Here is a 20,873-nt window from a genome sequence, read left to right on the forward strand (position 1 = left end):
CGGTCCGGCTCCGCCGGCCGGGTCTCCCGGGGCTGTCCCCCGCTCGATGGGGCGTGCGAATGATGCTACCCCCTATTTCGTCAGAGTGACGAGATCTATGGGCCGGTGTGTGCGCCGCCACTCCGCGGGTGGCAGCATGGGACCGTGAGTGTCGCCCCCGTAGAGATCGAGCGTCCCGAGTCGGCCGAGGAGACCTTCGCGGTCCCCGAGCCCGACGTGCCCTGGGTGACGCTCGTCCACAACGACCCGGTCAACCTGATGAGCTATGTGGCCTATGTCTTCCAGAGCTACTTCGGCTACTCGAAGGCGAAGGCGCACAAGCTGATGCTCGATGTGCACCAGAAGGGGCGGGCCGTGGTCTCCAGCGGCAGCCGCGAGGAAATGGAACGCGACGTGCAGGCGATGCATGGCTACGGCCTGTGGGCCACTCTCACCCAGGACCGCAACTGATGGCCGGACAGTTCGAGGCGGTACCGGGCGGCGGCGCCGCCGTCGCGCTCGACGAGGTCGAGATGTCCATCCTGCGCTCGCTCGCCGTACAGCTCCTGGAGCTGGTCGGCCCGGGTGAGGAGCCGGTCGACGGCGAGGACCCGCTGGCCTCGCTGTTCGCGGAGGGGCCGAGCAAGCCGCCGGACGACCCGGCGCTGGCCCGCCTCTTCCCCGACGCGTACGGCGACGAGGAGCCCGACTTCTCGTCGGAGTTCCGCCGCTTCACCGAGAACGACCTGCGCGCCCGCAAGCGCGAGGACGCGCTGGCGCTCGTACGGACCCTCGACGAGGCGGATGCGGCAGGCGAGGCGGGCGCCGACAGTGCCCACCGCAAGGGCCGCCGCAAGCGCGCCGCCCTCCCTGGGGGCACCGTGCAGCTCACCCTCTCGGCCGACGACTCCCGCCACTGGCTCGGTGCGCTCAACGATCTCCGGCTGACCATCGGTACCCGCCTCGACGTCTCCGATGAGGATGAGACCGAGAACGGCGGGCTGTACCGGCTCCCGGACGATGACCCCCGCAAGCCGATGGTGATGGCCTATCTCTGGCTCGGCGCGCTCCAGGAGACCCTCGTCGAGACCCTGATGCCGTAAGGGGGCCTTGCACTATGCCCGTCCGGGTCGCGTGGTCTGGCACCGCACCTCGCGGCGTTGCCGAAAAGTCCTAGTAGCTCCGCTACGAGGACTCCCCGGCGCCTTGCGATGCACGGCACCAGACCACGCGACCTCATCGGACGCTCATAGTGCAAGGACCCCTAAGGGCCCACCTCGGGCTCGACCGGATCACCGTCCGCTCAAAGGACGCTCAAATCCGGATAACGATGACGTCACCATGGCGGCCTTTTTTGCTCCGCCTGGTGCGTTTCGTCCGGTTCTCCCAGTGGCGTGAGTCACATTTCGCCGGGATGATCTCTGATGCCGCCGTGATAAATCTTCACGACCGCCCGGGGACACCACCCCCGTCCCCGGGGCCGCCAGTCAGGCCGACCGCCGACAGCACTCCACCATCCGCGGGTTCTGCCCTCCAGGATCGTCACAGTCGATCCGAGCCTCGTCAGGCCGGATCGGCATGGAGAAAGGCGTAACACCATGACCTCAGTGCAGGTCGACCAGGAACACGACGGCAGTGAGGCCGAGGACGCCGGATCGGGCGAGGGATACAAGCGTGGCCTCGGAGCCCGCCAGATCCAGATGATCGCGATCGGCGGCGCCATCGGCACCGGTCTCTTCCTCGGCGCGGGCAAGGCCATCTCGAAGGCCGGGCCGAGCCTCATACTCGCCTACGCCATCGCAGGCCTGGTCATCTTCTTCATTATGCGGGCCCTGGGCGAGCTGCTCATGTACCGCCCGGTCTCCGGTTCCTTCTCGGAGTACGCGCGAGAGTTCATCGGCCCCTTCGCGGGCTATGTCACCGGCTGGACGTACTGGCTCTTCTGGGTCGTCACCGGGATCACCGAAGTCACCGCCGCCGCCACCTATATGACCTACTGGTGGAACATCCCGCAGTGGTTGTCCGCACTGGTCTTCACGATCATCCTCTACGGCGTGAACCTGATCTCCGTGAAGCTCTTCGGTGAGCTGGAGTTCTGGTTCTCGATGGTGAAGGTCACCGCGATCATCGGCATGATCCTGATCTGCGCCGGGATCCTCACCATCGGCTTCTCCGACGCCGGCGACACCGCGAGCGTCACCCACCTCTGGGACCAGGGCGGCTTCTTCCCCAAGGGGATCACCGGCACCCTGATGACCCTGCAGATCGTGATGTTCGCCTTCCTCGCCGTCGAGCTGGTCGGCGTCACCGCTGGGGAGTCCAAGAACCCCAGGAAGGTCCTGCCCAAGGCGATCAACACCGTGCCCTGGCGCATCGCGGTCTTCTACGTCGGCGCGCTGATCATGATCCTCTCGGTCGTCCCGTGGACCGATTTCCACCCGGGCATCAGCCCCTTCGTCGCCGCCTTCCAGAAGATGGGCCTGGGCGTGGGCGCGGGCATCGTCAACTTCGTCGTGCTGACCGCGGCCCTTTCCTCCTGCAACTCCGGCATGTACTCCACCGGCCGGATGCTGCGCGACCTGGCACTCAACGGCCAGGGCCCGAAGGCGTTCACGTCCCTGACGAAGAGCGGCACCCCGCTCCTGGGTACCAGCGTCTCGGCCGCGCTGATGCTCGTCGGCGTCTGGATCAACTACCAGTGGCCGGGCCAGGCGTTCAACTACGTCGTCTCCTTCGCCACCATCTCCGGCATGTGGGCCTGGATCGTGATCCTCATCTGCCAGATCCGCTACCGCGCCAAGTCGGACCGCGGCGAACTCCCGGAGTCCAGCTTCCGGGCCCCCGGCGCCCCCTGGACCAGCTGGTTCTCGCTCGCCTTCATAGCCCTGGTCATCGTGATGATGGGCATCGACAAGGACACCCGCGTCTCGCTGTACGCGGCCCCCTTCTGGGCCGCGCTCCTCGGCGTCACGTACCTGGTGCTGAGGGCCCGCAACCCGGATGGCGCGGCCTTCGCCAAGCGGATCAAGAGCTGATCGGGCACCGTCCGGTGCTTGATCAAGAGCAGATCGGGCGCTGAACCGGGCGCGTTCCCGGCGTATTTTCCGCCGAGTTCTCAGCATGTGGGCCGGCCCGTACCGCACTCCGGTACGGGCCGGCCCCTCTGCTTATCCTGAACGGCATGCTGACCCTTACCCAGGACCTGTACGACCAGATCGTGGCGCACGCCCGCGCCGACCACCCCGACGAGGCGTGCGGCATGGTCGCGGGCCCGGAGGGCTCCGGCCGCCCCGAGCGGTTCATCCCGATGCTCAACGCCGCCCGCTCGCCCACGTTCTACGAGTTCGACTCGGCGGACCTGCTGAAGCTCTACCGCGACCTGGACGACCGCGACGAGGAACCGGTGATCGTCTACCACTCGCACACCGCGACCGAGGCGTACCCGTCCCGTACGGACATCACCTATGCGAACGAGCCCGGCGCGCACTACGTCCTCGTCTCCACCGCCGACACGGACGGGGCGGGACCCTTCCAGTTCCGCTCGTACCGCATCGCCGACGGTGTGGTCACCGAGGAGGAAGTGACCGTCGTTCCGTAGTCGGCCCACCCTCCTGTCCGACAGCCGGACACATTGATCCCGCATACCGAGACCGCACCTCGGATCGGGGGGCGGGAATCGATACGATGAGCCCATGGTTTCCCATGACGTGAGCGAAAAGACGCCGGGCGCGACGCCCGTCACGCTGCGCTCCGCGTCCACGCTCTTGCTGGGAGCCTTTGGATGTGGAGCCGCCCGGCTGCACGTCGATCTGTGCCGCCTCGACAGCGCAATCTGTCCGCGCCGCGCTGCCGTCTGAGCCGCGGCCCCGCGTAAGCACCACAGGCACCACCGGCATTACCGGCACCACGCGCGCTGCCGCGCCCTCCGCCTCACCATCCGACAGGAGCCCAGCCATGGCCATCGAGGTCCGCATCCCGACCATCCTCCGCACCTACACCGACGGCGCCAAGGCCGTCGAAGGCAGCGGTGACACCCTCGCCGACCTGCTCGCCGACCTCGAAACCCGGCACAACGGCATCCGCGAGCGCATCGTCGACGGCGAGCAGCTCCGCCGCTTCGTCAACGTCTACCTCAACGACGAGGACGTCCGTTTCCTCGACGGCATCTCCACCAAGCTGTCCGACGGCGACAGCGTCACGATCCTCCCGGCCGTGGCCGGCGGCATGGTCTGAGCCCCCTGATGCGATACGACTCCCCGCTCGCGGCGGTGGGCAACACCCCGCTCGTACGGCTCCCGCGCCTGTCCCCGTCGGACGACGTCCGGATCTGGGCCAAGCTGGAGGACCGCAACCCGACCGGATCGGTCAAGGACCGCCCCGCGCTCCACATGGTCGAACAGGCCGAGAAGGACGGCCGGTTGACCCCCGGCTGCACCATCCTGGAGCCCACGTCCGGCAACACCGGCATCTCGCTCGCCATGGCGGCCAGGCTCAAGGGCTACCGCATCGTCTGCGTCATGCCGGAGAACACCTCGCAGGAACGCCGCGACCTGCTCACCATGTGGGGCGCGGAGATCATCTCCTCACCGGCGGCCGGCGGGTCCAACACGGCCGTACGCGTCGCCAAGGAGCTCGCAGCCGAGCACCCCGACTGGGTGATGCTCTACCAGTACGGAAACCCGGACAACGCGGGCGCGCACTACGCGACCACCGGCCCGGAGATCCTCACCGACCTGCCGTCCATCACCCACTTCGTGGCAGGTCTCGGCACTACCGGCACCCTCATGGGCGTCGGCCGCTATCTGCGCGAGAACGTCCCGGACATCAACATCGTGGCCGCCGAGCCGCGCTACGACGACCTGGTCTACGGGCTGCGGAACCTGGACGAGGGCTTCGTCCCGGAGCTGTACGACGCATCGGTGCTCACCACCCGCTTCTCGGTGGGCAGCGCGGACGCGGTCACCCGCACCCGTGAACTGCTCCAGCAGGAAGGCATCTTCGCGGGCGTCTCGACCGGCGCGGCCCTCCACGCGGCGATCGGCGTCGGAAAGAAGGCCGTCAAGGCGGGCACCCCGGCGGACATCGTCTTCGTCGTGGCGGACGGCGGCTGGAAGTACCTGTCGACCGGCGTCTACACGGCCCCCACGACGGAAGCAGCCATCGAAACGCTCCAGGGCCAGCTCTGGGCCTGAGCCGGCAGGGCGGCGGCCGGACCCCACCCAGGTCCGGGCCGCCGCCCGTTGTCACACCCCACCCAGGTCCGGGCCGCCGCCCGCCGGCACACCCGATCGAAGTCCGGCCGCCGCCCGCTGTCGCACCCCGCCGCCGTGCCTACCCCGCCAGATGCCGCACCCGGTTCCACACCGCCGGGTCCACATCGCCCGCCCACCGGCGGAACTCCCGCACCCGGACATCCCGCAACTCGTCCGTCTCCAGAAAGCTCCGCCGGTGCTGCGCGTCGCCCACAGCCCCCGCCGGCAGCGCGATCACCCCGGGCCGCTCCTCGTGGTGCTTACTGGTGATCTTGGCGACCAGGGCCGCGTCACCCCGTACCGAGAGCACCAGACACGGCCGGTCCTTGCCGCCGGGCCCGTCCTCGTACGGCACCAGCGCCCACCAGATCTCGCCCGCCCGCGGCACCCGCCCCGGCCGCCCGGCCCGCTTCGACGGCCGTCCCGCCGGTGCCCGCTGCTCCCGGCCCCCGGCCCGCCCCGGCGGCCGCTGCCGCCCCCGCTGCCGACGCCCGCCGCGCGCCCGCCCGTCGACGACCGAGGCGACCAGGGCAACGACCACCACAGCTATCAGCGCCAGCAACCACGTCGTATCCATACCCAGGACCGTACCGGTGCGGCCCCGAGCCCCCCGCGCACCGCCGCAGCAGGCCCGCCGCCCACCCGAACCGGTGACAGCGCAGGTGAGTTCCCCCACAACGGCGTCCTGTGGAGGAGCGGCCACCGCTCCCGCGCCTTAGGCTCGACGGACCGCTTCGGCGTCCTGCCGGGCGTGCGGGGCCCGGCCCGTCCACGGAGGTTCCCACTCCATGAAGCTCACCGTCGTCGGCTGCTCGGGGTCGTTCCCATCCGCGGAATCGGCCTGTTCGAGCTACCTCGTAGAGGCCGACGGCTTCCGGCTGCTCCTCGACATGGGCAATGGCGCCCTCGGCGAGCTGCAGCACTACTGCGGCCTCTACGACCTCGACGCCATCTTCCTCAGCCATCTCCACTCCGACCACTGCATCGACATGTGCGCGTACTTCGTCGCGCGCTACTACCGGCACGACGGCGGGCGCTGCCCCGCGATCCCCGTGTACGCACCCGAGGGCGCGGCGGAACGCCTGACCACGGCGTACGCGGACACCCCGTCCTCCTCCTCGATGAGCGAGGTCTTCGACTTCCGCACCCTGAAGTCCGCCTCGTTCGACATCGGCCCGTTCTCGGTGCGCACCGAGAAGGTCTGCCACCCGGTCGAGGCCTACGCCATCCGGATCGAGCACGGCGGCAGCTCGCTCACGTACTCGGGGGACACGGGCGTCTGCGACCCGCTGCACGAACTGGCCGTGGGCGCCGACCTGTTCCTCTGCGAGGCGTCCTTCACGCACGGCAAGGAGGACGTCGCCGACCTCCACCTCAACGGCCGCGAGGCCGGCGCACACGCGGCGCGCGCCGGGGTGGGCCGCATGGTGCTGACCCACATCCCGCCGTGGACGGACGCCAAACGCAATCTGGCGGACGCGCGGGCGGTGTACGACGGGCCGGTGGAGCTGGCCAAGCCCGGTGCGGTGTACGAGATCTGACCCGCGGCGCGTCCGGAGCGGGCCGGGAACGGGCGGCGGGCCCCGGAGTCCGCTGTGCGGTTCCGGGGCCCGCGGGCGTCATGCGCCGGTCAGGCCTTGGTGACGTCCTCGACGTCCTCCTGCGGCTCGCGCCCCGGCGTCATCACGTTGAACCTGGTGATCACGAACCGGAAGACCACGTAGTACACCACCGCGAAGCACAGGCCGATCGGGATGATCAGCCAGGGTTTCGTATCGAGGTGCCAGTTGATGACGTAGTCGATCAGACCGGCCGAGAAGCTGAACCCCGCATGGACCCCCAGGGCCCAGGTGATTCCCATCGACGCACCGGTCAGCAGCGCGTGCAGCCCGTACAGCAGCGGCGCGGCGAACATGAACGAGAATTCCAGCGGCTCGGTCACCCCGGTCACGAACGACGTCAGCGCGACCGAGATCATCAGGCCCATGACCTGCTTGCGCCGCTCCGGGCGCGCGCAGTGCGCGATGGCCAGGGCCGCCGCGGGCAGACCGAACATCATGATCGGGAAGAAGCCCGACATGAACTGCCCGGCGGACGGATCGCCCGCGAAGAAGCGCGTCAGGTCGCCCTGCACCCCGGTGCCATCGGGCTTCGTGTAACTGCCCGCCTGGAACCAGAAGAACGTGTTCAGGAACTGGTGCATACCGATCGGAATCAGCAGCCGGTTGGCCACACCGAAGATCGCCGAACCCCAGGCGCCCAGATCGATCAGATGCTTCGCGAACCAGGTCAGCGCATCCCCGACCGGCTGCCAGAGCAGACCGAAGACCACACCGAGCGCGGCACAGATGAAGGCCATCAGGATCGGCACGAGCCGGCGGCCGTTGAAGAAGCCCAGCCAGTCGACCAGCCGGGTGCGGTGGAACCGCTGCCAGACGATCGCGGTCAGCAGCCCGATGAGGATGCCGCCGAGCACGCCCGGATTCTGTGGCGTCCCGGCCGGCAGCGCCTTCGTCACCGACCCGCCGATCGGGAACGCGCTCAGGACACCGTGGTAGACGAGGAAGCCGGCGACCGCGGCCAGCGCCGTCGAGCCGTCCGACTTCTTCGCGAAGCCGATCGCGACACCGATACAGAAGAGCAGCGGCAGACCGAACGCCCCGTCAAGGATCGCGTTGCCGCCCGCCAGGAAGACCTTGGCGGTCTTGTCCCAGAAGGCGCCGTGCAGATACGCGGTGAAGAGGTTGCCGAGACTGACCAGCAGGCCGGCCGCGGGCAGCACCGCGACGGGCAACTGCAGACTGCGGCCGACCTTCTGCAGCCCCTGGAAGAGGCCGTTCCACCACTTCTTCGCCGGAGGTGTCTGTGGCACGGCCGCACTGCTGGTGCTCATTCGGCGTCCTCCTGGCGTCGGCCCTGCTGGTGGTCTCCGTACATGGCTGCGGACCACCTACGGCGCGATCAGATGCTGTGCCCCGGGCGCTGCACCAGTGATCGCCATCTTCCGAGTCGGCACGGTTGCACGCCCGTATAAGTGGGCCAATCGTGCGTTACCTTGACGAAACGGACCGGAGAGCCGGGCCGCCAGGAACACTGCGCCAAGAACACTCAGGAGTCAGACATGGCCACTAAGGCTGAGAAGATCGTCGCGGGGCTCGGCGGCCTCGACAACATCGAAGAGATCGAAGGCTGCATCACCCGGCTGCGCACCGAGGTGAAGGACCCCGCACTCGTGGACGACGCCGCACTCAAGGCCGCGGGCGCCCATGGCGTCGTCAAGATGGGCACCGCGGTCCAGGTCGTCGTCGGCACCGACGCCGACCCCATCGCGGCGGACATCGAGGACATGATGTGAACGGATGAGGCACCGGCGCTCTCCGAACGGCGCCGGCGCCATGTGAACGGATGAGCCACCGACGCCCCGGCCGGTGGCGGGCCCCCGCCCCGCCCCCGGTCCCGGGCATCCCTCCCCACCGCGGCCGATAGGCTCGGCCCCATGTCTCGTATCGACGGCCGCACCCCCGAAGAACTCCGCCCGGTCACCATTGAGCGCGCCTGGAGCAAACACGCCGAGGGCTCCGTCCTCATCTCCTTCGGCGACACCAAAGTCTTCTGCACCGCCTCCTTCACCGAAGGCGTACCGCGCTGGCGCAAGGGCAGCGGAGAGGGCTGGGTCACCGCCGAGTACTCGATGCTTCCGCGCTCCACCAACACCCGCGGCGACCGGGAGTCCGTCCGCGGCAAGATCGGCGGCCGTACGCACGAGATCTCCCGCCTCATCGGCCGCTCGCTGCGCGCGGTCATCGACTACAAGGCGCTCGGCGAGAACACGATCGTGCTCGACTGCGACGTCCTCCAGGCCGACGGCGGCACCCGCACCGCCGCGATCACCGGCGCGTACGTCGCCCTGGCCGACGCGGTCACCTGGGCCCAGTCCAAGAAGCTCATCAGGTCCGGCCGCAAGCCCCTCACCGACACGGTCTCCGCGATCAGCGTCGGCATCGTCGACGGAACACCGCTCCTCGACCTCCGTTACGAGGAGGACGTGCGCGCCGAGACCGACATGAACGTCGTCTGCACCGGCGACGGCCGTTTCGTCGAGGTCCAGGGGACGGCCGAGGCCGAGCCCTTCGACCGCAAGGAGCTCAACGCCCTGCTCGACCTCGCCACCGGCGGCTGCGCCGACCTCACCGCGCTCCAGACCGAGGCACTCGGCAAGTAACGGAGCCCCCCCCGGATACGCGCCTCCGGCGTCATGAAGGGACGGACGGGGACGGACGGGGACGGACGGGGCGCGCGGGAGGCCGCCCCGTCCGCCCCCTGATACTGGACGCATGACCCGTCTGATCCTCGCCACCCGCAACGCCGGGAAAATCACCGAACTCGAAGCGATCCTCGCCGACGCGGGCCTGCCCCACGAACTGGTCGGCACGGACGCGTACCCCGAAGTCCCGGACGTCAAGGAAACGGGCGTCACCTTCGCCGAGAACGCCCTGCTGAAGGCCCACGCCATGGCACAGGCCACCGGCCTGCCCGCCGTGGCCGACGACTCGGGCCTCTGCGTGGACGTGATGAACGGCGCCCCCGGCATCTTCTCGGCCCGCTGGGCAGGCGCCCACGGCGACGACGAGGCCAACCTCCGCCTGCTGCTGGCCCAGCTCTCGGACATCGACGACCCGCACCGGGGCGCCCACTTCGCCTGCGCGGCGGCCCTGGCCCTCCCCGACGGCACGGAACGAGTGGTCGAGGGCCGCCTCCTGGGCACCCTCCGCACGGCCCCGGCCGGCAGCGGCGGCTTCGGCTACGACCCGATCCTCCAGCCGTCGGGTTCCACCCGCACCTGCGCGGAACTCACGGCGCAGGAGAAGAACGCGATCAGCCACCGGGGGCAGGCGTTCCGGGCGCTGGTACCGGTGGTGCGAGAGCTGCTGGGCTGACGGAACAGGCGTGGCCTCCACGGGTGGAGGCCACGCCTTTCTGTCCGGTGCGCCCGATCGGATTCGAACCGATATACACGACCACCTAAAGATCGTCGCTCACCGGGTGGCGTACGGGCGCAGACCAGAAGAACTTTACTTCGTTCCGCGGAGTGATGGGGAACGGTTGGCGAACGTGCCCGTCTGGCTGTGGCAGGACGGACACAGGTACCTGAGGTTCTCGCGGCGATTGTCCAGCCGGTCGCCGTTGACGTGGTCGATCTCCAGCACCAGCCGTCTGCCCTGCCAGAGGTCACCGACGCCGCACTCGGCGCAGACGTGTGGCACGGTCAGATCATCCAGCGCGCGCCGCAGCTTCACGGTCTTGGTCCGGGGTGAGCCAGGGGCCTGCCGGAGCAGGATCTCATCGGCCGATCGCCGGTGCGGCGAGACGCTGCCGCGCGCGTGCGCCTGGCCGGTGAAGTGCTGGGTGGATATCCCGTATGTCTCAAGGCTGTTGTTGACGCGGGCCCTCGCTGCACCCGAGTTCTCCAGCCCGAGCGCTCTGAGGACGCCGGCCAGACTGACCGAGCGGGCAACCACTGTGGCCAGTGGCTCACTTCGAGTAACTCCCGTGAGTAGCTGCGTCTGTCGCGCGCCGGGAGTCGCTCCGCGACGAAGTGCGCAGTGTCGATGCCGTAGTGCTCCAGTCTGAGGCGCAGGTATCGCAGGGTGCGGGCGTCCATGGGCGCGTCCAGCCGGCGCATCAGGTCCACGAGGCCGGCCGAGTCGGCCGCGGTCCTGGTCAGTAGTTCCCGGGGGTACCTCTGTGCGCTCATGCCGCTGCTCCCCGCTTGCGGCCCCGGTAAGTATCCGTGACCGCATGGCAGTTGGGGCATACGAGCCGCAGGTTGGCGGGTCTGTTGTCCCACCATTCGCCGTTGACGTGGTCGACCTCCAGGCGGAGGGGCTTGTTGTTCCACTCCGGTCCTGTGCCGCAGATGACGCACTGTTCCGGTATGCCCATCCGCAGCATTTCGCGGCGCAGGCGTTCGCCGGGAACCCTGCCGTGGTCGGGGGAGCGGAGTGTCAGGACCGGGCCCCCTCTGTGCCTGGTCCCTTTGGTGCTCGGCGTCGTGAAGTGCGAGATGTCGATCCCGGCTGCTCTGATCCGGCGGCCGATGTGGGTGTGGTTCCCGCTGACCGGGTTGATGCCCAGACGGCAGAGGGCCTCCCGGATGCTTGTGGAGGCGGCGACCGCCGCGCGCAGCTTCTCCTCGGTGTGGCGCACCCATCGGTCCGGGAAGTGGGACGCGTCCACCCCGGCCTCTGTCATCTTCCTGCGCAGATATCGTCTGCTGCCCGGCGTCGCGGTGCCCCCGCACCAGCGCACCGCGTCGTCCCAGTTGTCGGTCTCGCGAGCTGCTTCCTCCAGCAGCTCGCGGGTGTACCTCGCCGGCATGATCCTTCTCCGTTCCCGGTCACACGTTCGTGACCTCGTACGGAGTAACGAACCGCTCACCCGCCCGTCACGTACGGGAAGCGGAACGGCCCGTACCGGCTGGGGGCCGGTACGGGCCGTCGGGGGAGTCGGGGTGCGGCTCCCGGGGGTGGGTCAGAAGCGGGGTTCCGGGGCCTGGGACTCGACCATCTCCGCCGCCTCCTCCTTCGTCTCCACCGAGGGCGGCGAGCCCTCCAGGGGCTGCTGGGCGGTTTCCTTCATGCAGAGCACCGCGATCACGCCCACCAGCGCGGCCCCCATCGCGTAGTACGCCGGCATCAGGTTCGTGCCCGCCACGCTGATCAGTGCGGTGATCACGAACGGGGTCGTCCCGCCGAACAGGGACGTCGAGAGGTTGTAGCCCACCGACAGCGACCCGTACCTGACCTGCGTCGGGAACAGCGCCGGGAGCGCCGCCGACATCGTGCCCAGCATGCACACCAGCGAGAGGCCCAGCATCGCCATGCCGATGACGATGGCCGGGACGGAACCCTGGCGGATCAGCAGGAAGGCCGGGAGCGACAGCACCAGGAAGCCGAGCATCCCCGCCATCAGGAGCGGTTTGCGGCCGAAGCGGTCGTTCAGCCTGCCCACCTGGTTGATGACCAGCATCAGGACGACCATGACGCCCAGCAGGATCAGCAGGCCGTGAGTGTCGCCGTAGCCGAGCTCGTCCGAGAGGTAGGTCGGCATGTACGACAGCAGCATGTAGTCCGTGATGTTGTACGCGCCGACCAGGCAGATGCAGAGGACGAGAGCGCGCCAGTGGTCCCGGAAGATCGCCTTGAGGTCGCCCTTGGCGGTGGTCTCGACGACGTCGGCCGCCTCCCCGGCGCCCACGTTCTCGCCGGTCAGCCGCTGGAAGGCGGGTGTCTCGTCCAGCCTGAGCCGCAGATAGAGACCGACCATGCCCAGGGGGCCCGCGACCAGGAACGGGATGCGCCAGCCCCAGCTGTCCATCCCGCCGGAGCCGACGAGCGTGGTCATCAGGGTGACCAGGCCGGCCGCGCCCACATATCCGGCCAGCGTGCCGAACTCCAGGAAGCTGCCGAAGTACCCCCGGCGCTTGTCCGGGGCGTACTCCGCGATGAAGGTCGATGCGCCGCCGTACTCGCCGCCGGTGGAGAAGCCCTGCACCAGGCGGAAGAAGATCAGCAGGACCGGTGACCAGAAGCCGACCGCCGCGTACGAGGGAAGCACCCCGATCGCAAAGGTTCCGATCGCCATCATGATCATGGTCATGGCGAGGACCTTCTTGCGGCCGATCTTGTCGCCCATCGGTCCGAAGACCATCCCGCCGACCGGCCGGATCAGGAACGCGACCGCGAAGGTGGCGAACGACGCGAGCAGCTGGACCGTGCTGCTTCCCCCGGGGAAGAAGACCCGGCCGATCGTAGCCGCGAGGTAGCTGTAGATGCCGAAGTCGAACCACTCCATGGCATTACCCAGGCTGGCCGCCTTCACCGCGCGCTTGATCGCCGCCTCGTCCGTCACCGTGATGTCGGTGCGGCGCAGCCGCGGGTTCCTCCGGCGGTCGATGACGCGGAAGAGGTCGCGGTGGCGTTTGACCGCCTCGGGGTCGGCGGCGGGCTGGTGGCCGGTGTCCGCCATGGTTGTCGTCCTCTCTGTGGGCATACAAAAACACGCAGGAGGCTCTTCTGCACAGCGATGGCGATCGCAAACCAGGGCTCCGTAGAAATGGGACCTTGGTCACGTATTTTCCGTGGATACCGGCCACTTCGGCAACTTGTCGGCCCGTCGGCTCGGCGGGCCGGCCGGGGGCGTCTCAGAGGGCGAGATCCTTGATGATTTTGGCTACGTGGCCGGTGGCCTTGACGTTGTAGAAAGCGTGTTCGATCTTCCCGTTCTCGTCGACGACGAGCGTCGACCTGATGACCCCGGTCACCGTTTTGCCGTAGAGCTTCTTCTCGCCGAACGCGCCGTACGCGGCAAGGGTCTCCTTGGACGGGTCGCCGACCAGCGTGACCTTGAGGGATTCCTGCTCACGGAATTTCGCGAGCTTCTCCGGCTTGTCCGGTGAGACCCCGATGACGTCGTATCCGGCACCGGCCAGGAATTCCAGATTGTCCGTGAAGTCGCAGGCCTGCTTGGTGCATCCAGGGGTGAGCGCCGCCGGGTAGAAGTACACGATGACCTTGCGGCCCCGGTGCGCGGCGAGTGAGATCTCGTTGCCGTCCGCGTCGGGCAGGGTGAAGTCGGGGGCGGTGTCGCCGGGCTGCAGTCGCTCGCTCATCAGGCTCTCCTCGGAGGGGTCGGTGACCGTGAGGTACGGATGGGGCAGAGCGTAATAGGGGTGCCGCGGGGTGCGTTCCCGCTGGAGCTGACAGACTGTCGAGCAACGACTACCGGACACGACCACGGAGGCAGCGCAGTGTCGGATGCCACGGATGCCAGGACCCCGGCGCAGATCGAGGCGGACATCGAGACCCGGCGCGCGGATCTCGCGGACACGCTGGACGAGATCGGTGTGCGGCTGCACCCCAGCACGATCGTCGGAGATGCCAGGGCCAAGGTCACATCGGCCGTCGACCAGACCGCGGGGCGCGCGTTCGTCGCGCTGAACCGGGCGGCGAACGGCGTGCGGGCGCAGTTCGTGACGGAGGACGGCGCACCACGGCTGGAGCGCGTGATCCCGGTGGCGCTCCTCACGGTGGGCGTGGTGGGTCTCTGCGTATCGGCGAAGCGGCGGCGGAGCTGCTGACCCGTCCGGCCCGGTGGCCGGCCGGTGGCCCGCGATGCGGACCCTTCGGTGAACACCGCGCCCCGGGCCAGGTAGGTTCGAGCCTGTGAGCGAGAACACCCACGACGACAAGCTGCCCATCCGGATGCTGCACGACCGCGTGCTGGTCAAGTCCGACAGCCCGGAGGGCGAGCGGCGTTCCGGCGGCGGCATCCTGATCCCGGCCACCGCCGCTGTCGGCAAGCGGCTGGCCTGGGCCGAGGTGGTGGCGGTCGGGCAGAACGTACGGACCGTGGTGCCGGGGGACCGGGTGCTGTACGACCCGGAGGACCGGGCCGAGGTGGAGGTCCGGGGTGTGGCGTACATCCTGATGCGGGAGCGCGATCTGCACGCGGTGGCTTCGGAGCGCGTGTCCGACGACTCCACCGGGCTGTATCTCTAGGTCCTGATCTCCAGGTCCTGTCGGCAAAGTGCCGCCGTGGTGTCCCGCACGGTTTTGCTATCGTGGGACGGACCCCGACGAGACGCGCCGTACCGGGCAGATCGACTGTAAAGACGACGCACCCTGCTGATCCGTCTCGCGGAGGTGCCGTCATGGCCTGGATTCTGCTCGTCGTCGCCGGTCTGCTCGAAGTGGCCTGGTCGATCGGGATGAAGTACACCGAAGGTTTCACGAGGCTGTGGCCCAGCCTCTTCACCGGCGCGGGCATCGTTGTGTCCATGCTGCTGCTGTCGCAGGCGGCCAAGACCCTGCCCATCGGTACGGCGTACGGCGTCTGGGTGGGCATCGGCGCGGCCGGTGCGGCGGTGCTCGGCATGGTCGTCCTGGGGGAGCCGGCCACCGCCGCCGGTTCCGGTGCCGGAGCCGGTTCCGGCTCCGCTGGGCCGGCGCCCAGTGGCTCAGGTGCGGCGGGCCGTGAACGGTCCGTCCGTGCCGAAGGCCAGCTCGGCGAAGCGTTCGCCGATGCGACGGTGGGTCGCGGCGTCCGGGTGGAGCTGGTCGGGCAGCGGCAGTTCGGCGAAGTCCGCCTCGCCGTACAGCTCGTTGCCGTCGAGGTAGTGCAGATGGGGGTCGTCGGCCGCCCGCTGCTCCACGATGCGGGAGAGCTCCGCACGGATGATGCTGAGCGTCAGCTTGCCCGCGGCGCGCTCCGCCGGGTCGCCGGTGGCCCGGAACTCCAGCGTCCCCCTGCTGAAGTCGGGGGCGCAGGGCCCCGGGGTGTCCTCGTGGATGGGGCAGTGGATCGGCGAGACGACCAGCAGCGGTGTGGTGGGGTGCCCCTCGCGGATCGTGTCGAGGAAGCCGTGCACACCCGGGGTGAAGGCGCGCAGCCGCATCAGGTCGGTGTTGACGATGTTGATGCCGATCTTGACGCTGATGAGGTCCGCCGGGGTGTCCCGCAGGGCGCGGGCCGTGAACGGGTCGAGCAGGGCGCTGCCGCCCAGCCCGATGTTGATGAGCTCCGCGTCGCCGAGCGAGGCGGCCAGCGCCGGCCAAGTCGTGGTGGAACTCTCGGCGTTGGAGCCGTGGCTGATCGAACTGCCGTGGTGCAGCCAGACCTTGCGGCCGCTGTCCGGTACGGGCTCGACGGGCGCGTCGGTGCGCAGCGCGACCAGTTCGGTGACCTCGTTGTACGGCAGCCAGATCTCGATGTCCTTGAGCCCGGCGGGCAGACCGGTGAACCGTACGGTGCCGACCGGTCCCGGGTGGGTCTCCGCGGCACCGGTGGCCAGGTCCACCAGCCGTACGTTGCCGCCCGTCACGCTGGCCCGGTCGGTCAAGTGGCCGTCCACGAGCAGGTCGTACAGCCCGTCGGGGCGGGGCGGGGCTCCCTGGTAAGCCATCTTGGTGCGGAGCGTGTCCAGTTCGACGGTGCCGGCCCGGGTACGGAGGACCAGCCGCACGCCGGACGGCTGGGCCTCCGCCATGGCCAGCTGCCCGTCGGAGTACTGGGCACGGGCCCGGGAGGGCAGCCGGTGCGGCAGGAGGCCGTGCTCGGTACGTTCCAGGTCGAGGGCGCCTCGTATCAGGTCCGCGGTGATCGGCGTGCTGATCGGGGCGGTGTCGCTGTACGGAGTGCTGTACGGAGTGCTGTACGGAGCGTTGCGCGGGGAGTTGTGGGGGGCGTGGTGCGGGTCGCGGTGCGGGGAGTTCATGGTCTCAGCCTGTCAACCGGATTACTGATCCGCACACTCTTTTCAGCTGCCCATGACGCCGGCGGCCGAGCCACCGGCCACCCTCGGTTCAGCCCCCGGTTGTGCCGCCCCCCGGGCCGCCGTCCGTGCCTCCGCCCGTGTCCGTGCCGCCGCCCGTCAGCCCGCCGATCACGCCGGGGTTCTCGCTGCTGGGGGTCTCCGACGGCTCCGGGGCCGATGGGGTGGGCTCGGTGCTCGGCGGTGCGGACGACGGCCCGGTCGGTGCCTCGCTCGGCGAGGACGACGACGCCGTTGCCGAGGGGGAGGCGGAGCTCTTGGCCGGGCTGGGCAGCGGTTCCTGGCGCGCACCCGACTGGAGGTCGAGGCGGAAGGGTGTGCGCGGGGTGCTCGCGAGTGCGGCCCCCGTGTACTGGCCCCAGATCTGCGCGGGTGCGCCGCCGCCGTTGATGCGCGGCAGGCCGAGCGCCCCGTACAGCGGCTTCTGCACCCCGGTGGCCGGGTCCTGGCCCATCACGGAGATGACGGTCGACAGGTCGGGGGTGTATCCGGCGAACCAGGCGGCCTTGTCGTTCTCCGCGGTGCCTGTCTTGCCCGCCGCGGGCCGTCCGGCGGACTTGGCCGCGGTGCCGGTGCCGTTCGCGACGACGCTCTTCAGGATCGACGTGGTGGTGTCCGCGGCCTGGCGGCTGACGCCCTGGACGGTGTGCTTCTTCGGCAGCGAGAGCTTCTGCCCGTTCTTGGTGGCCTTCTCGACGATGGTGTACGTCCCGTGCTTGCCGTGGCCCGCGAGTGTCGCGTACGCCTCGCTCATGTCCAGCACGCTGGCGGTGGACGGACCGAGCGCGATGGAGGGGTACGGGTTGAGGTCGGGGGTGTTCTTCGGGATGCCGAGGTCGACGGCGGTCTGCTCGACCTTGGACGGGCCGACGTCCTCGGCCATCTGCGCGTACACCGCGTTGACGGACTTGTCGGTGGCGGTGGCGACGGTGATGCGGCCGTACGACACGTCGTCCTCGTTGCCGGGCGCGTAGCCGGTCGATCCGTTCGGGCCCTGCACCGTACGGTGGTTGGTGCCGTCGTAGACGGTGCTCGGGGTGATCCTGCGCCCGTCCTGAGTGGTCGAGTTGTTCTCCACGGCCGAGGCGAATACGTACGGTTTGAAGGTCGAACCGACCTGGTAGTCCCGGCGGGTGGCGTTGTTGACGTACTGCTTCGTGTAGTCGACGCCGCCGTACATCGCGACGACCTTGCCCGAGTCGGGTTCCACCGAAGCACCGCCGACGCGGACGTTGCGGTCGGCGCTGCGGCTCTTGCTGAGCTTGCTGATCACCTGGTCGTTCACCGCGGTGGCGAGCGCCTTCTGCTTGCTGCGCTGGAGGGTGGTGGTGATGCGGTAGCCCCCGGTGGCGAGAGTGTCCTCGTCGATGACCTTGTTGCCGGCGAGGTCGTCCTTGACGGCCTGGACGAGGTATCCGCGCTGTCCGGAGAGGCCGGACGAGGGCCTGACCTTTCCTGGCACCGGGAACTTCTCGTTGGCGCGTGCCCCGGGGCTGAGCCACTTCTTCTTGACCATGCCGTCGAGCACGTAGTTCCAGCGGGCCTCGGCCCGGCCCCTGTTCCCGGGGTGCACCACGACGTCGTACGCGCTGGGGGCGTTGAGCAGGGACGCGAGGTAGGCGCCCTGGGCGATGTCGATGTCCTGGATGTTCTTGCCGTAGTACGCCTGGGCGGCGGCCTGGATGCCGTAGGCGTTGCGCCCGAAGTAACTGGTGTTCAGATAGCCCGCGAGGATGTCGTTCTTGCTCTCCTCGCGGTCGAGCTTGATCGAGATGAAGAACTCCTTGACCTTGCGGCTGATGGTCTGTTCCTGGCCGAGGTAGTAGTTCTTGACGTACTGCTGGGTGATGGTCGAACCGCCCTGGGTGCCCTTGCCGGTCACGGTGTTCCACGCGGCGCGGACCATGGCCTCGGGGTCGATGGCGCTCTCGGAGTAGAAGTTGCGGTCCTCGGCGGAGAGCGCGGCGTGCTGGACGCCGATGGGGATCTGGGAGAGCTGCACGCTCTCGCGGTTGACCTGGCCGTCGCGGGCCAGTTCGGTGCCGTCGGAGTAGAGGTAGACGTTGCTCTGCGCGGTGGCGGCGGTGTTGGCGGTGGGGATGTCGACGAGGTTGTAGCCGGCGATGAGCCCCCCGATGATCAGCACGAGGATCACCAGAACGGTACTCAGGACCATCCGCCAGGTGGGGATCAGCCGGCGCCAGCCCTTGCGCTTGGGGCGCTTGCGCTTCTTGGCCGCTTTCCCGGCGCCTGCGGAGGCACCCGCGTTCGCGGAAGCGCCGGTGTTCGCGGAGGCACCGGTGTTCGCGGAAGCGCCGGCGCCGCCGTGCTCGCTGCGCCGGCCGTGCTGTGGCTGCTCGTCGCTCACTGTCTCTCCAGCGTCCGGCACAAGGGTGTCGTGGGGGTGGCGTATGGGGTGTAGTACACGGCGCCGTATGGGATGTCGTAAACGGTGTCGTATGGGGTGAATCGTGTTCTACGCCCCATAAAACACTGTTGGAGCGCCCGATTCGAACTGGGCGGATTATTCGGTCGCGGCGCGTGCTCCCCCTGGACTAGGGTCTTGCGCTTTGGTGCTTGCGCGGGGGAGAGCGGCCCCGGGCGGGCCGGACGGGGCGGAACGGACCGGGGGAGGGGGGCTCGTATGCGGCTGTACGCGGTCGTGGCCGCAGGGGGGTTCCGGCGCTTCGCGACCTACCGGGTGGCGACGGCGGCCGGGGTGTTCACCAACACCGTTTTCGGCTTCATCATGGCGTACACGTTCATCGCGCTCTGGGACGAACGTCCGCACCTGGGCGGCTATGACCAGCCGCAGGCCCTCACCTATGTGTGGCTCGGCCAGGCGATGCTGACGACGATGGCGTTCATGGGCGGCGGCCTGGAGGACGAGCTCATCGAGCGTATCCGCACGGGCGACATCGCGATCGACCTCTACCGCCCCGCCGATCTGCAACTGTGGTGGATGGCAAGCGACTTGGGGCGGGCCGGATTCCAGCTCATCGGACGCGGGGTGGCGCCCATGGCACTGGGGGCGCTCGCGTTCCACCTCGCGCTGCCGGCCGACCCTTTCGTGTGGCTCGCGTTCCTGCTGGCACTGCTCTTCGGGGTGATTGTCAGCTTCGCGATCCGCTACCTCGTGGCGCTCTCCGCGTTCTGGCTGATGGACGGGGCGGGCGTCGCGCAGATCGCGGGGATCGCCGGAATGTTCTTCTCCGGGATGCTGCTGCCGCTGAACCTCTTCCCCGGGGCGCTGGGCGAGTTGGCCCGGGTGCTGCCCTGGTCGGTGCTGCTCCAGGTGCCGGCCGACATCCTGCTGGGCCGGCGGACCGGCTGGGACCTGGTGACGGCGTACGCCTTCCAGCTGGGCTGGGCCGTGGTACTGCTCGGCGCCGGGCGGCTGCTGCAGTCCGCCGCGACGCGGAGGGTGGTGGTCCAGGGTGGCTGAGGGGCTGCGCGCGTACTGGCTGATCGCCGGGATGTGGATCCGCTCGACGATGGCCTACCGGGCGTCGTTCATGATGACGGCGCTCGGCAACTTCGCGGCCACCGGGCTCGACTTCGCCGCGATCCTGCTGATGTTCTCGCACGTCGACCGGCTCGGCGGCTACTCGCTGGGCGAGATCGCCTTTCTGTACGGGACCGCTTCGACCGCCTTCGGCCTCTCCGACCTGGTGATGGGCTCGATGGACCGGCTGGGCCGCCGGGTGCGCGACGGAACGCTGGACACCCTGCTGGTGCGCCCCGTCCCGGTGATCGCCCAGATCGCCGCGGACCGCTTCGCCCTGCGCAGACTGGGCCGGATCACCCAGGGGCTGCTGGTCCTCGGATACGCGCTGGCGGTCGTCGATGTCCACTGGACGCCGCTGAAGGTCCTGATGGTGCCGATGATGGTGATCAGCGGTGCGGTGGTCTTCTCCGCGGTGTTCGTGACGGGGGCGGCGTTCCAGTTCTGGGCGCAGGACGCATCGGAGGTCCAGAACTCCTTCACGTACGGAGGGGTGACGCTGCTTCAGTACCCGCCGACGGTCTTCGCGAAGGACCTGCTGCGCGGGGTGACCTTCGTGATCCCGCTGGCCTTCGTGAACTGGCTGCCCGCCCTGTACGTGCTGGGGCGGCCGTACCCGCTGGACCTGCCGGAGTGGCCGGCGTTCCTGCCGCCGCTGGTGGCGGGGGTGTGCTGCGCTCTGGCGGGGGTGGCCTGGCGGGCGGGGCTGAGGTCGTACCGGAGTACGGGGAGTTAGACCGGCCACGACGACCGACGACGCTCACCGGCGACGCCCATCGGCGAACACCGACGACGCCGACCGACG

Annotated in this window: 22 protein-coding genes, 1 tRNA gene, 1 pseudogene and 1 riboswitch; of the genes and pseudogenes, 15 read left to right on the top strand and 9 right to left on the bottom strand. The window is 69.1% G+C overall.

What is annotated here, in order from left to right; all coding sequences use genetic code 11:
- Nucleotides 1-144: 144 nt before the first annotated feature.
- The 6 genes from clpS (at nt 145) to OG210_RS20230 (ending at nt 5,171) form a co-directional block, all read left to right on the top strand.
- Entirely contained in the window at nt 145-450 is a 306-nt protein-coding gene (clpS, locus tag OG210_RS20205; RefSeq protein ID WP_328326998.1) for an ATP-dependent Clp protease adapter ClpS, read from the top strand.
- Entirely contained in the window at nt 450-1,082 is a 633-nt protein-coding gene (locus tag OG210_RS20210) for a DUF2017 domain-containing protein (protein ID WP_371538059.1), read from the top strand. The genes clpS and OG210_RS20210 overlap by 1 nt, the downstream gene beginning before the upstream one ends.
- Nucleotides 1,083-1,577: 495 nt before the next feature.
- Nucleotides 1,578-3,014, top strand: coding sequence for an amino acid permease (locus OG210_RS20215; protein WP_328326994.1), 1,437 nt, complete (start codon nt 1,578-1,580; stop codon nt 3,012-3,014).
- A 146-nt stretch (nt 3,015-3,160) separates the two neighbouring features.
- Nucleotides 3,161-3,577: a M67 family metallopeptidase gene (locus OG210_RS20220; RefSeq protein WP_328326992.1), complete on the top strand. Its 417-nt coding sequence runs from the start codon at nt 3,161-3,163 to the stop codon at nt 3,575-3,577.
- A gap of 356 nt (nt 3,578-3,933) precedes the next feature.
- The gene (locus OG210_RS20225; RefSeq protein ID WP_328326988.1) at nt 3,934-4,212 is read left to right on the top strand and encodes a MoaD/ThiS family protein; all 279 of its coding nucleotides are present in this window, start codon (nt 3,934-3,936) and stop codon (nt 4,210-4,212) included.
- A gap of 8 nt (nt 4,213-4,220) precedes the next feature.
- Nucleotides 4,221-5,171 carry a cysteine synthase gene (locus OG210_RS20230; RefSeq protein ID WP_328326986.1) on the top strand — a complete coding sequence of 317 codons (951 nt, stop codon included), beginning with the start codon at nt 4,221-4,223 and terminating at the stop codon, nt 5,169-5,171.
- 139 nt (nt 5,172-5,310) lie between these two features.
- On the opposite strand, the gene OG210_RS20235 is transcribed toward OG210_RS20230, so the two are convergent.
- Nucleotides 5,311-5,808 carry a type II toxin-antitoxin system PemK/MazF family toxin gene (locus OG210_RS20235; protein ID WP_328326984.1) on the bottom strand — a complete coding sequence of 166 codons (498 nt, stop codon included), beginning with the start codon at nt 5,806-5,808 and terminating at the stop codon, nt 5,311-5,313.
- Nucleotides 5,809-6,019: 211 nt separating this feature from the next.
- Here OG210_RS20235 and OG210_RS20240 point away from each other — a divergent pair, with 211 nt between their 5' ends.
- On the top strand, nt 6,020-6,772 hold the full coding sequence (locus tag OG210_RS20240) for an MBL fold metallo-hydrolase (protein WP_328326982.1): 753 nt from the start codon (nt 6,020-6,022) through the stop codon (nt 6,770-6,772).
- Between the two features lie 89 nt (nt 6,773-6,861).
- On the opposite strand, the gene OG210_RS20245 is transcribed toward OG210_RS20240, so the two are convergent.
- Nucleotides 6,862-8,124, bottom strand: a complete 1,263-nt coding sequence (locus tag OG210_RS20245; protein WP_328326980.1) for a PTS transporter subunit EIIC — start codon at nt 8,122-8,124, stop codon at nt 6,862-6,864.
- A gap of 141 nt (nt 8,125-8,265) precedes the next feature.
- Here OG210_RS20245 and OG210_RS20250 point away from each other — a divergent pair, with 141 nt between their 5' ends.
- The 3 genes from OG210_RS20250 to rdgB all read left to right on the top strand — a co-directional run bounded on the left by OG210_RS20250 (nt 8,266) and on the right by rdgB (nt 10,168).
- On the top strand, nt 8,266-8,586 hold the full coding sequence (locus OG210_RS20250; RefSeq protein WP_328326978.1) for a PTS glucose/sucrose transporter subunit IIB: 321 nt from the start codon (nt 8,266-8,268) through the stop codon (nt 8,584-8,586).
- 141 nt (nt 8,587-8,727) lie between these two features.
- Nucleotides 8,728-9,453: a ribonuclease PH gene (rph, locus tag OG210_RS20255; RefSeq protein WP_266856610.1), complete on the top strand. Its 726-nt coding sequence runs from the start codon at nt 8,728-8,730 to the stop codon at nt 9,451-9,453.
- Nucleotides 9,454-9,565: 112 nt separating this feature from the next.
- Nucleotides 9,566-10,168, top strand: coding sequence for an RdgB/HAM1 family non-canonical purine NTP pyrophosphatase (gene rdgB / locus OG210_RS20260; protein WP_328326975.1), 603 nt, complete (start codon nt 9,566-9,568; stop codon nt 10,166-10,168).
- Between the two features lie 48 nt (nt 10,169-10,216).
- Here the strand turns inward: rdgB and OG210_RS20265 are convergent.
- The 5 genes from OG210_RS20265 to bcp form a co-directional block, all read right to left on the bottom strand.
- Nucleotides 10,217-10,289 (bottom strand) — tRNA-Leu (locus tag OG210_RS20265).
- Nucleotides 10,290-10,303: 14 nt separating this feature from the next.
- Nucleotides 10,304-10,750 carry an HNH endonuclease gene (locus OG210_RS20270; RefSeq protein WP_328326973.1) on the bottom strand — a complete coding sequence of 149 codons (447 nt, stop codon included), beginning with the start codon at nt 10,748-10,750 and terminating at the stop codon, nt 10,304-10,306.
- Between the two features lie 232 nt (nt 10,751-10,982).
- Complete coding sequence (locus OG210_RS20275) at nt 10,983-11,609, bottom strand: HNH endonuclease (RefSeq protein WP_328326971.1); 627 nt, start codon at nt 11,607-11,609, stop codon at nt 10,983-10,985.
- A gap of 153 nt (nt 11,610-11,762) precedes the next feature.
- Complete coding sequence (gene proP, locus OG210_RS20280; RefSeq protein WP_328326969.1) at nt 11,763-13,259, bottom strand: glycine betaine/L-proline transporter ProP; 1,497 nt, start codon at nt 13,257-13,259, stop codon at nt 11,763-11,765.
- Nucleotides 13,260-13,434: 175 nt separating this feature from the next.
- Nucleotides 13,435-13,902 carry a thioredoxin-dependent thiol peroxidase gene (gene bcp, locus OG210_RS20285; protein WP_328326967.1) on the bottom strand — a complete coding sequence of 156 codons (468 nt, stop codon included), beginning with the start codon at nt 13,900-13,902 and terminating at the stop codon, nt 13,435-13,437.
- 138 nt (nt 13,903-14,040) lie between these two features.
- Between bcp and OG210_RS20290 the strand changes: the two genes are divergently transcribed.
- From OG210_RS20290 to OG210_RS20300, 3 genes and pseudogenes are all read left to right on the top strand, one after another.
- The gene (locus OG210_RS20290) at nt 14,041-14,370 is read left to right on the top strand and encodes a DUF3618 domain-containing protein (protein ID WP_328326965.1); all 330 of its coding nucleotides are present in this window, start codon (nt 14,041-14,043) and stop codon (nt 14,368-14,370) included.
- Between the two features lie 85 nt (nt 14,371-14,455).
- The gene (locus tag OG210_RS20295; RefSeq protein ID WP_328326963.1) at nt 14,456-14,791 is read left to right on the top strand and encodes a co-chaperone GroES; all 336 of its coding nucleotides are present in this window, start codon (nt 14,456-14,458) and stop codon (nt 14,789-14,791) included.
- Nucleotides 14,792-14,846: 55 nt separating this feature from the next.
- Nucleotides 14,847-14,914: riboswitch (guanidine-III (ykkC-III) riboswitch) on the top strand.
- Between the two features lie 29 nt (nt 14,915-14,943).
- Nucleotides 14,944-15,198 (top strand): annotated as a pseudogene (locus OG210_RS20300) (multidrug efflux SMR transporter); the annotation flags it as partial.
- 51 nt (nt 15,199-15,249) lie between these two features.
- Here the strand turns inward: OG210_RS20300 and OG210_RS20305 are convergent.
- On the bottom strand, nt 15,250-16,506 hold the full coding sequence (locus tag OG210_RS20305; RefSeq protein ID WP_371538069.1) for a GDSL-type esterase/lipase family protein: 1,257 nt from the start codon (nt 16,504-16,506) through the stop codon (nt 15,250-15,252).
- 88 nt (nt 16,507-16,594) lie between these two features.
- The gene (locus OG210_RS20310) at nt 16,595-18,931 is read right to left on the bottom strand and encodes a transglycosylase domain-containing protein (RefSeq protein ID WP_328326956.1); all 2,337 of its coding nucleotides are present in this window, start codon (nt 18,929-18,931) and stop codon (nt 16,595-16,597) included.
- Nucleotides 18,932-19,207: 276 nt separating this feature from the next.
- Between OG210_RS20310 and OG210_RS20315 the strand changes: the two genes are divergently transcribed.
- Nucleotides 19,208-20,008, top strand: coding sequence for an ABC-2 family transporter protein (locus tag OG210_RS20315; protein ID WP_328326954.1), 801 nt, complete (start codon nt 19,208-19,210; stop codon nt 20,006-20,008).
- Entirely contained in the window at nt 20,001-20,804 is an 804-nt protein-coding gene (locus OG210_RS20320) for an ABC transporter permease (RefSeq protein WP_328326951.1), read from the top strand. Before OG210_RS20315 ends, OG210_RS20320 begins: the two co-directional genes overlap by 8 nt.
- Nucleotides 20,805-20,873 lie beyond the last annotated feature (69 nt).

Origin of the sequence: Streptomyces sp. NBC_00466 (assembly GCF_041433995.1) — a bacterium.
GTDB lineage: Bacteria > Actinomycetota > Actinomycetes > Streptomycetales > Streptomycetaceae > Streptomyces.

What these genes read in the sequence shown, in the direction of transcription:
- OG210_RS20210 (WP_371538059.1), top strand. Translation starts at nt 450, where the DNA reads ATGGCCGGACAGTTCGAGGCGGTACCGGGCGGCGGCGCCGCCGTCGCG.
- OG210_RS20225 (WP_328326988.1), top strand. Translation starts at nt 3,934, where the DNA reads ATGGCCATCGAGGTCCGCATCCCGACCATCCTCCGCACCTACACCGAC.
- OG210_RS20235 (WP_328326984.1), bottom strand. Translation starts at nt 5,808, where the DNA reads ATGGATACGACGTGGTTGCTGGCGCTGATAGCTGTGGTGGTCGTTGCC.
- OG210_RS20275 (WP_328326971.1), bottom strand. Translation starts at nt 11,609, where the DNA reads ATGCCGGCGAGGTACACCCGCGAGCTGCTGGAGGAAGCAGCTCGCGAG.
- OG210_RS20245 (WP_328326980.1), bottom strand. Translation starts at nt 8,124, where the DNA reads ATGAGCACCAGCAGTGCGGCCGTGCCACAGACACCTCCGGCGAAGAAG.
- OG210_RS20230 (WP_328326986.1), top strand. Translation starts at nt 4,221, where the DNA reads ATGCGATACGACTCCCCGCTCGCGGCGGTGGGCAACACCCCGCTCGTA.
- OG210_RS20240 (WP_328326982.1), top strand. Translation starts at nt 6,020, where the DNA reads ATGAAGCTCACCGTCGTCGGCTGCTCGGGGTCGTTCCCATCCGCGGAA.
- OG210_RS20315 (WP_328326954.1), top strand. Translation starts at nt 19,208, where the DNA reads ATGCGGCTGTACGCGGTCGTGGCCGCAGGGGGGTTCCGGCGCTTCGCG.
- rph (WP_266856610.1), top strand. Translation starts at nt 8,728, where the DNA reads ATGTCTCGTATCGACGGCCGCACCCCCGAAGAACTCCGCCCGGTCACC.
- OG210_RS20305 (WP_371538069.1), bottom strand. Translation starts at nt 16,506, where the DNA reads ATGAACTCCCCGCACCGCGACCCGCACCACGCCCCCCACAACTCCCCG.
- OG210_RS20220 (WP_328326992.1), top strand. Translation starts at nt 3,161, where the DNA reads ATGCTGACCCTTACCCAGGACCTGTACGACCAGATCGTGGCGCACGCC.
- bcp (WP_328326967.1), bottom strand. Translation starts at nt 13,902, where the DNA reads ATGAGCGAGCGACTGCAGCCCGGCGACACCGCCCCCGACTTCACCCTG.
- rdgB (WP_328326975.1), top strand. Translation starts at nt 9,566, where the DNA reads ATGACCCGTCTGATCCTCGCCACCCGCAACGCCGGGAAAATCACCGAA.
- proP (WP_328326969.1), bottom strand. Translation starts at nt 13,259, where the DNA reads ATGGCGGACACCGGCCACCAGCCCGCCGCCGACCCCGAGGCGGTCAAA.
- OG210_RS20215 (WP_328326994.1), top strand. Translation starts at nt 1,578, where the DNA reads ATGACCTCAGTGCAGGTCGACCAGGAACACGACGGCAGTGAGGCCGAG.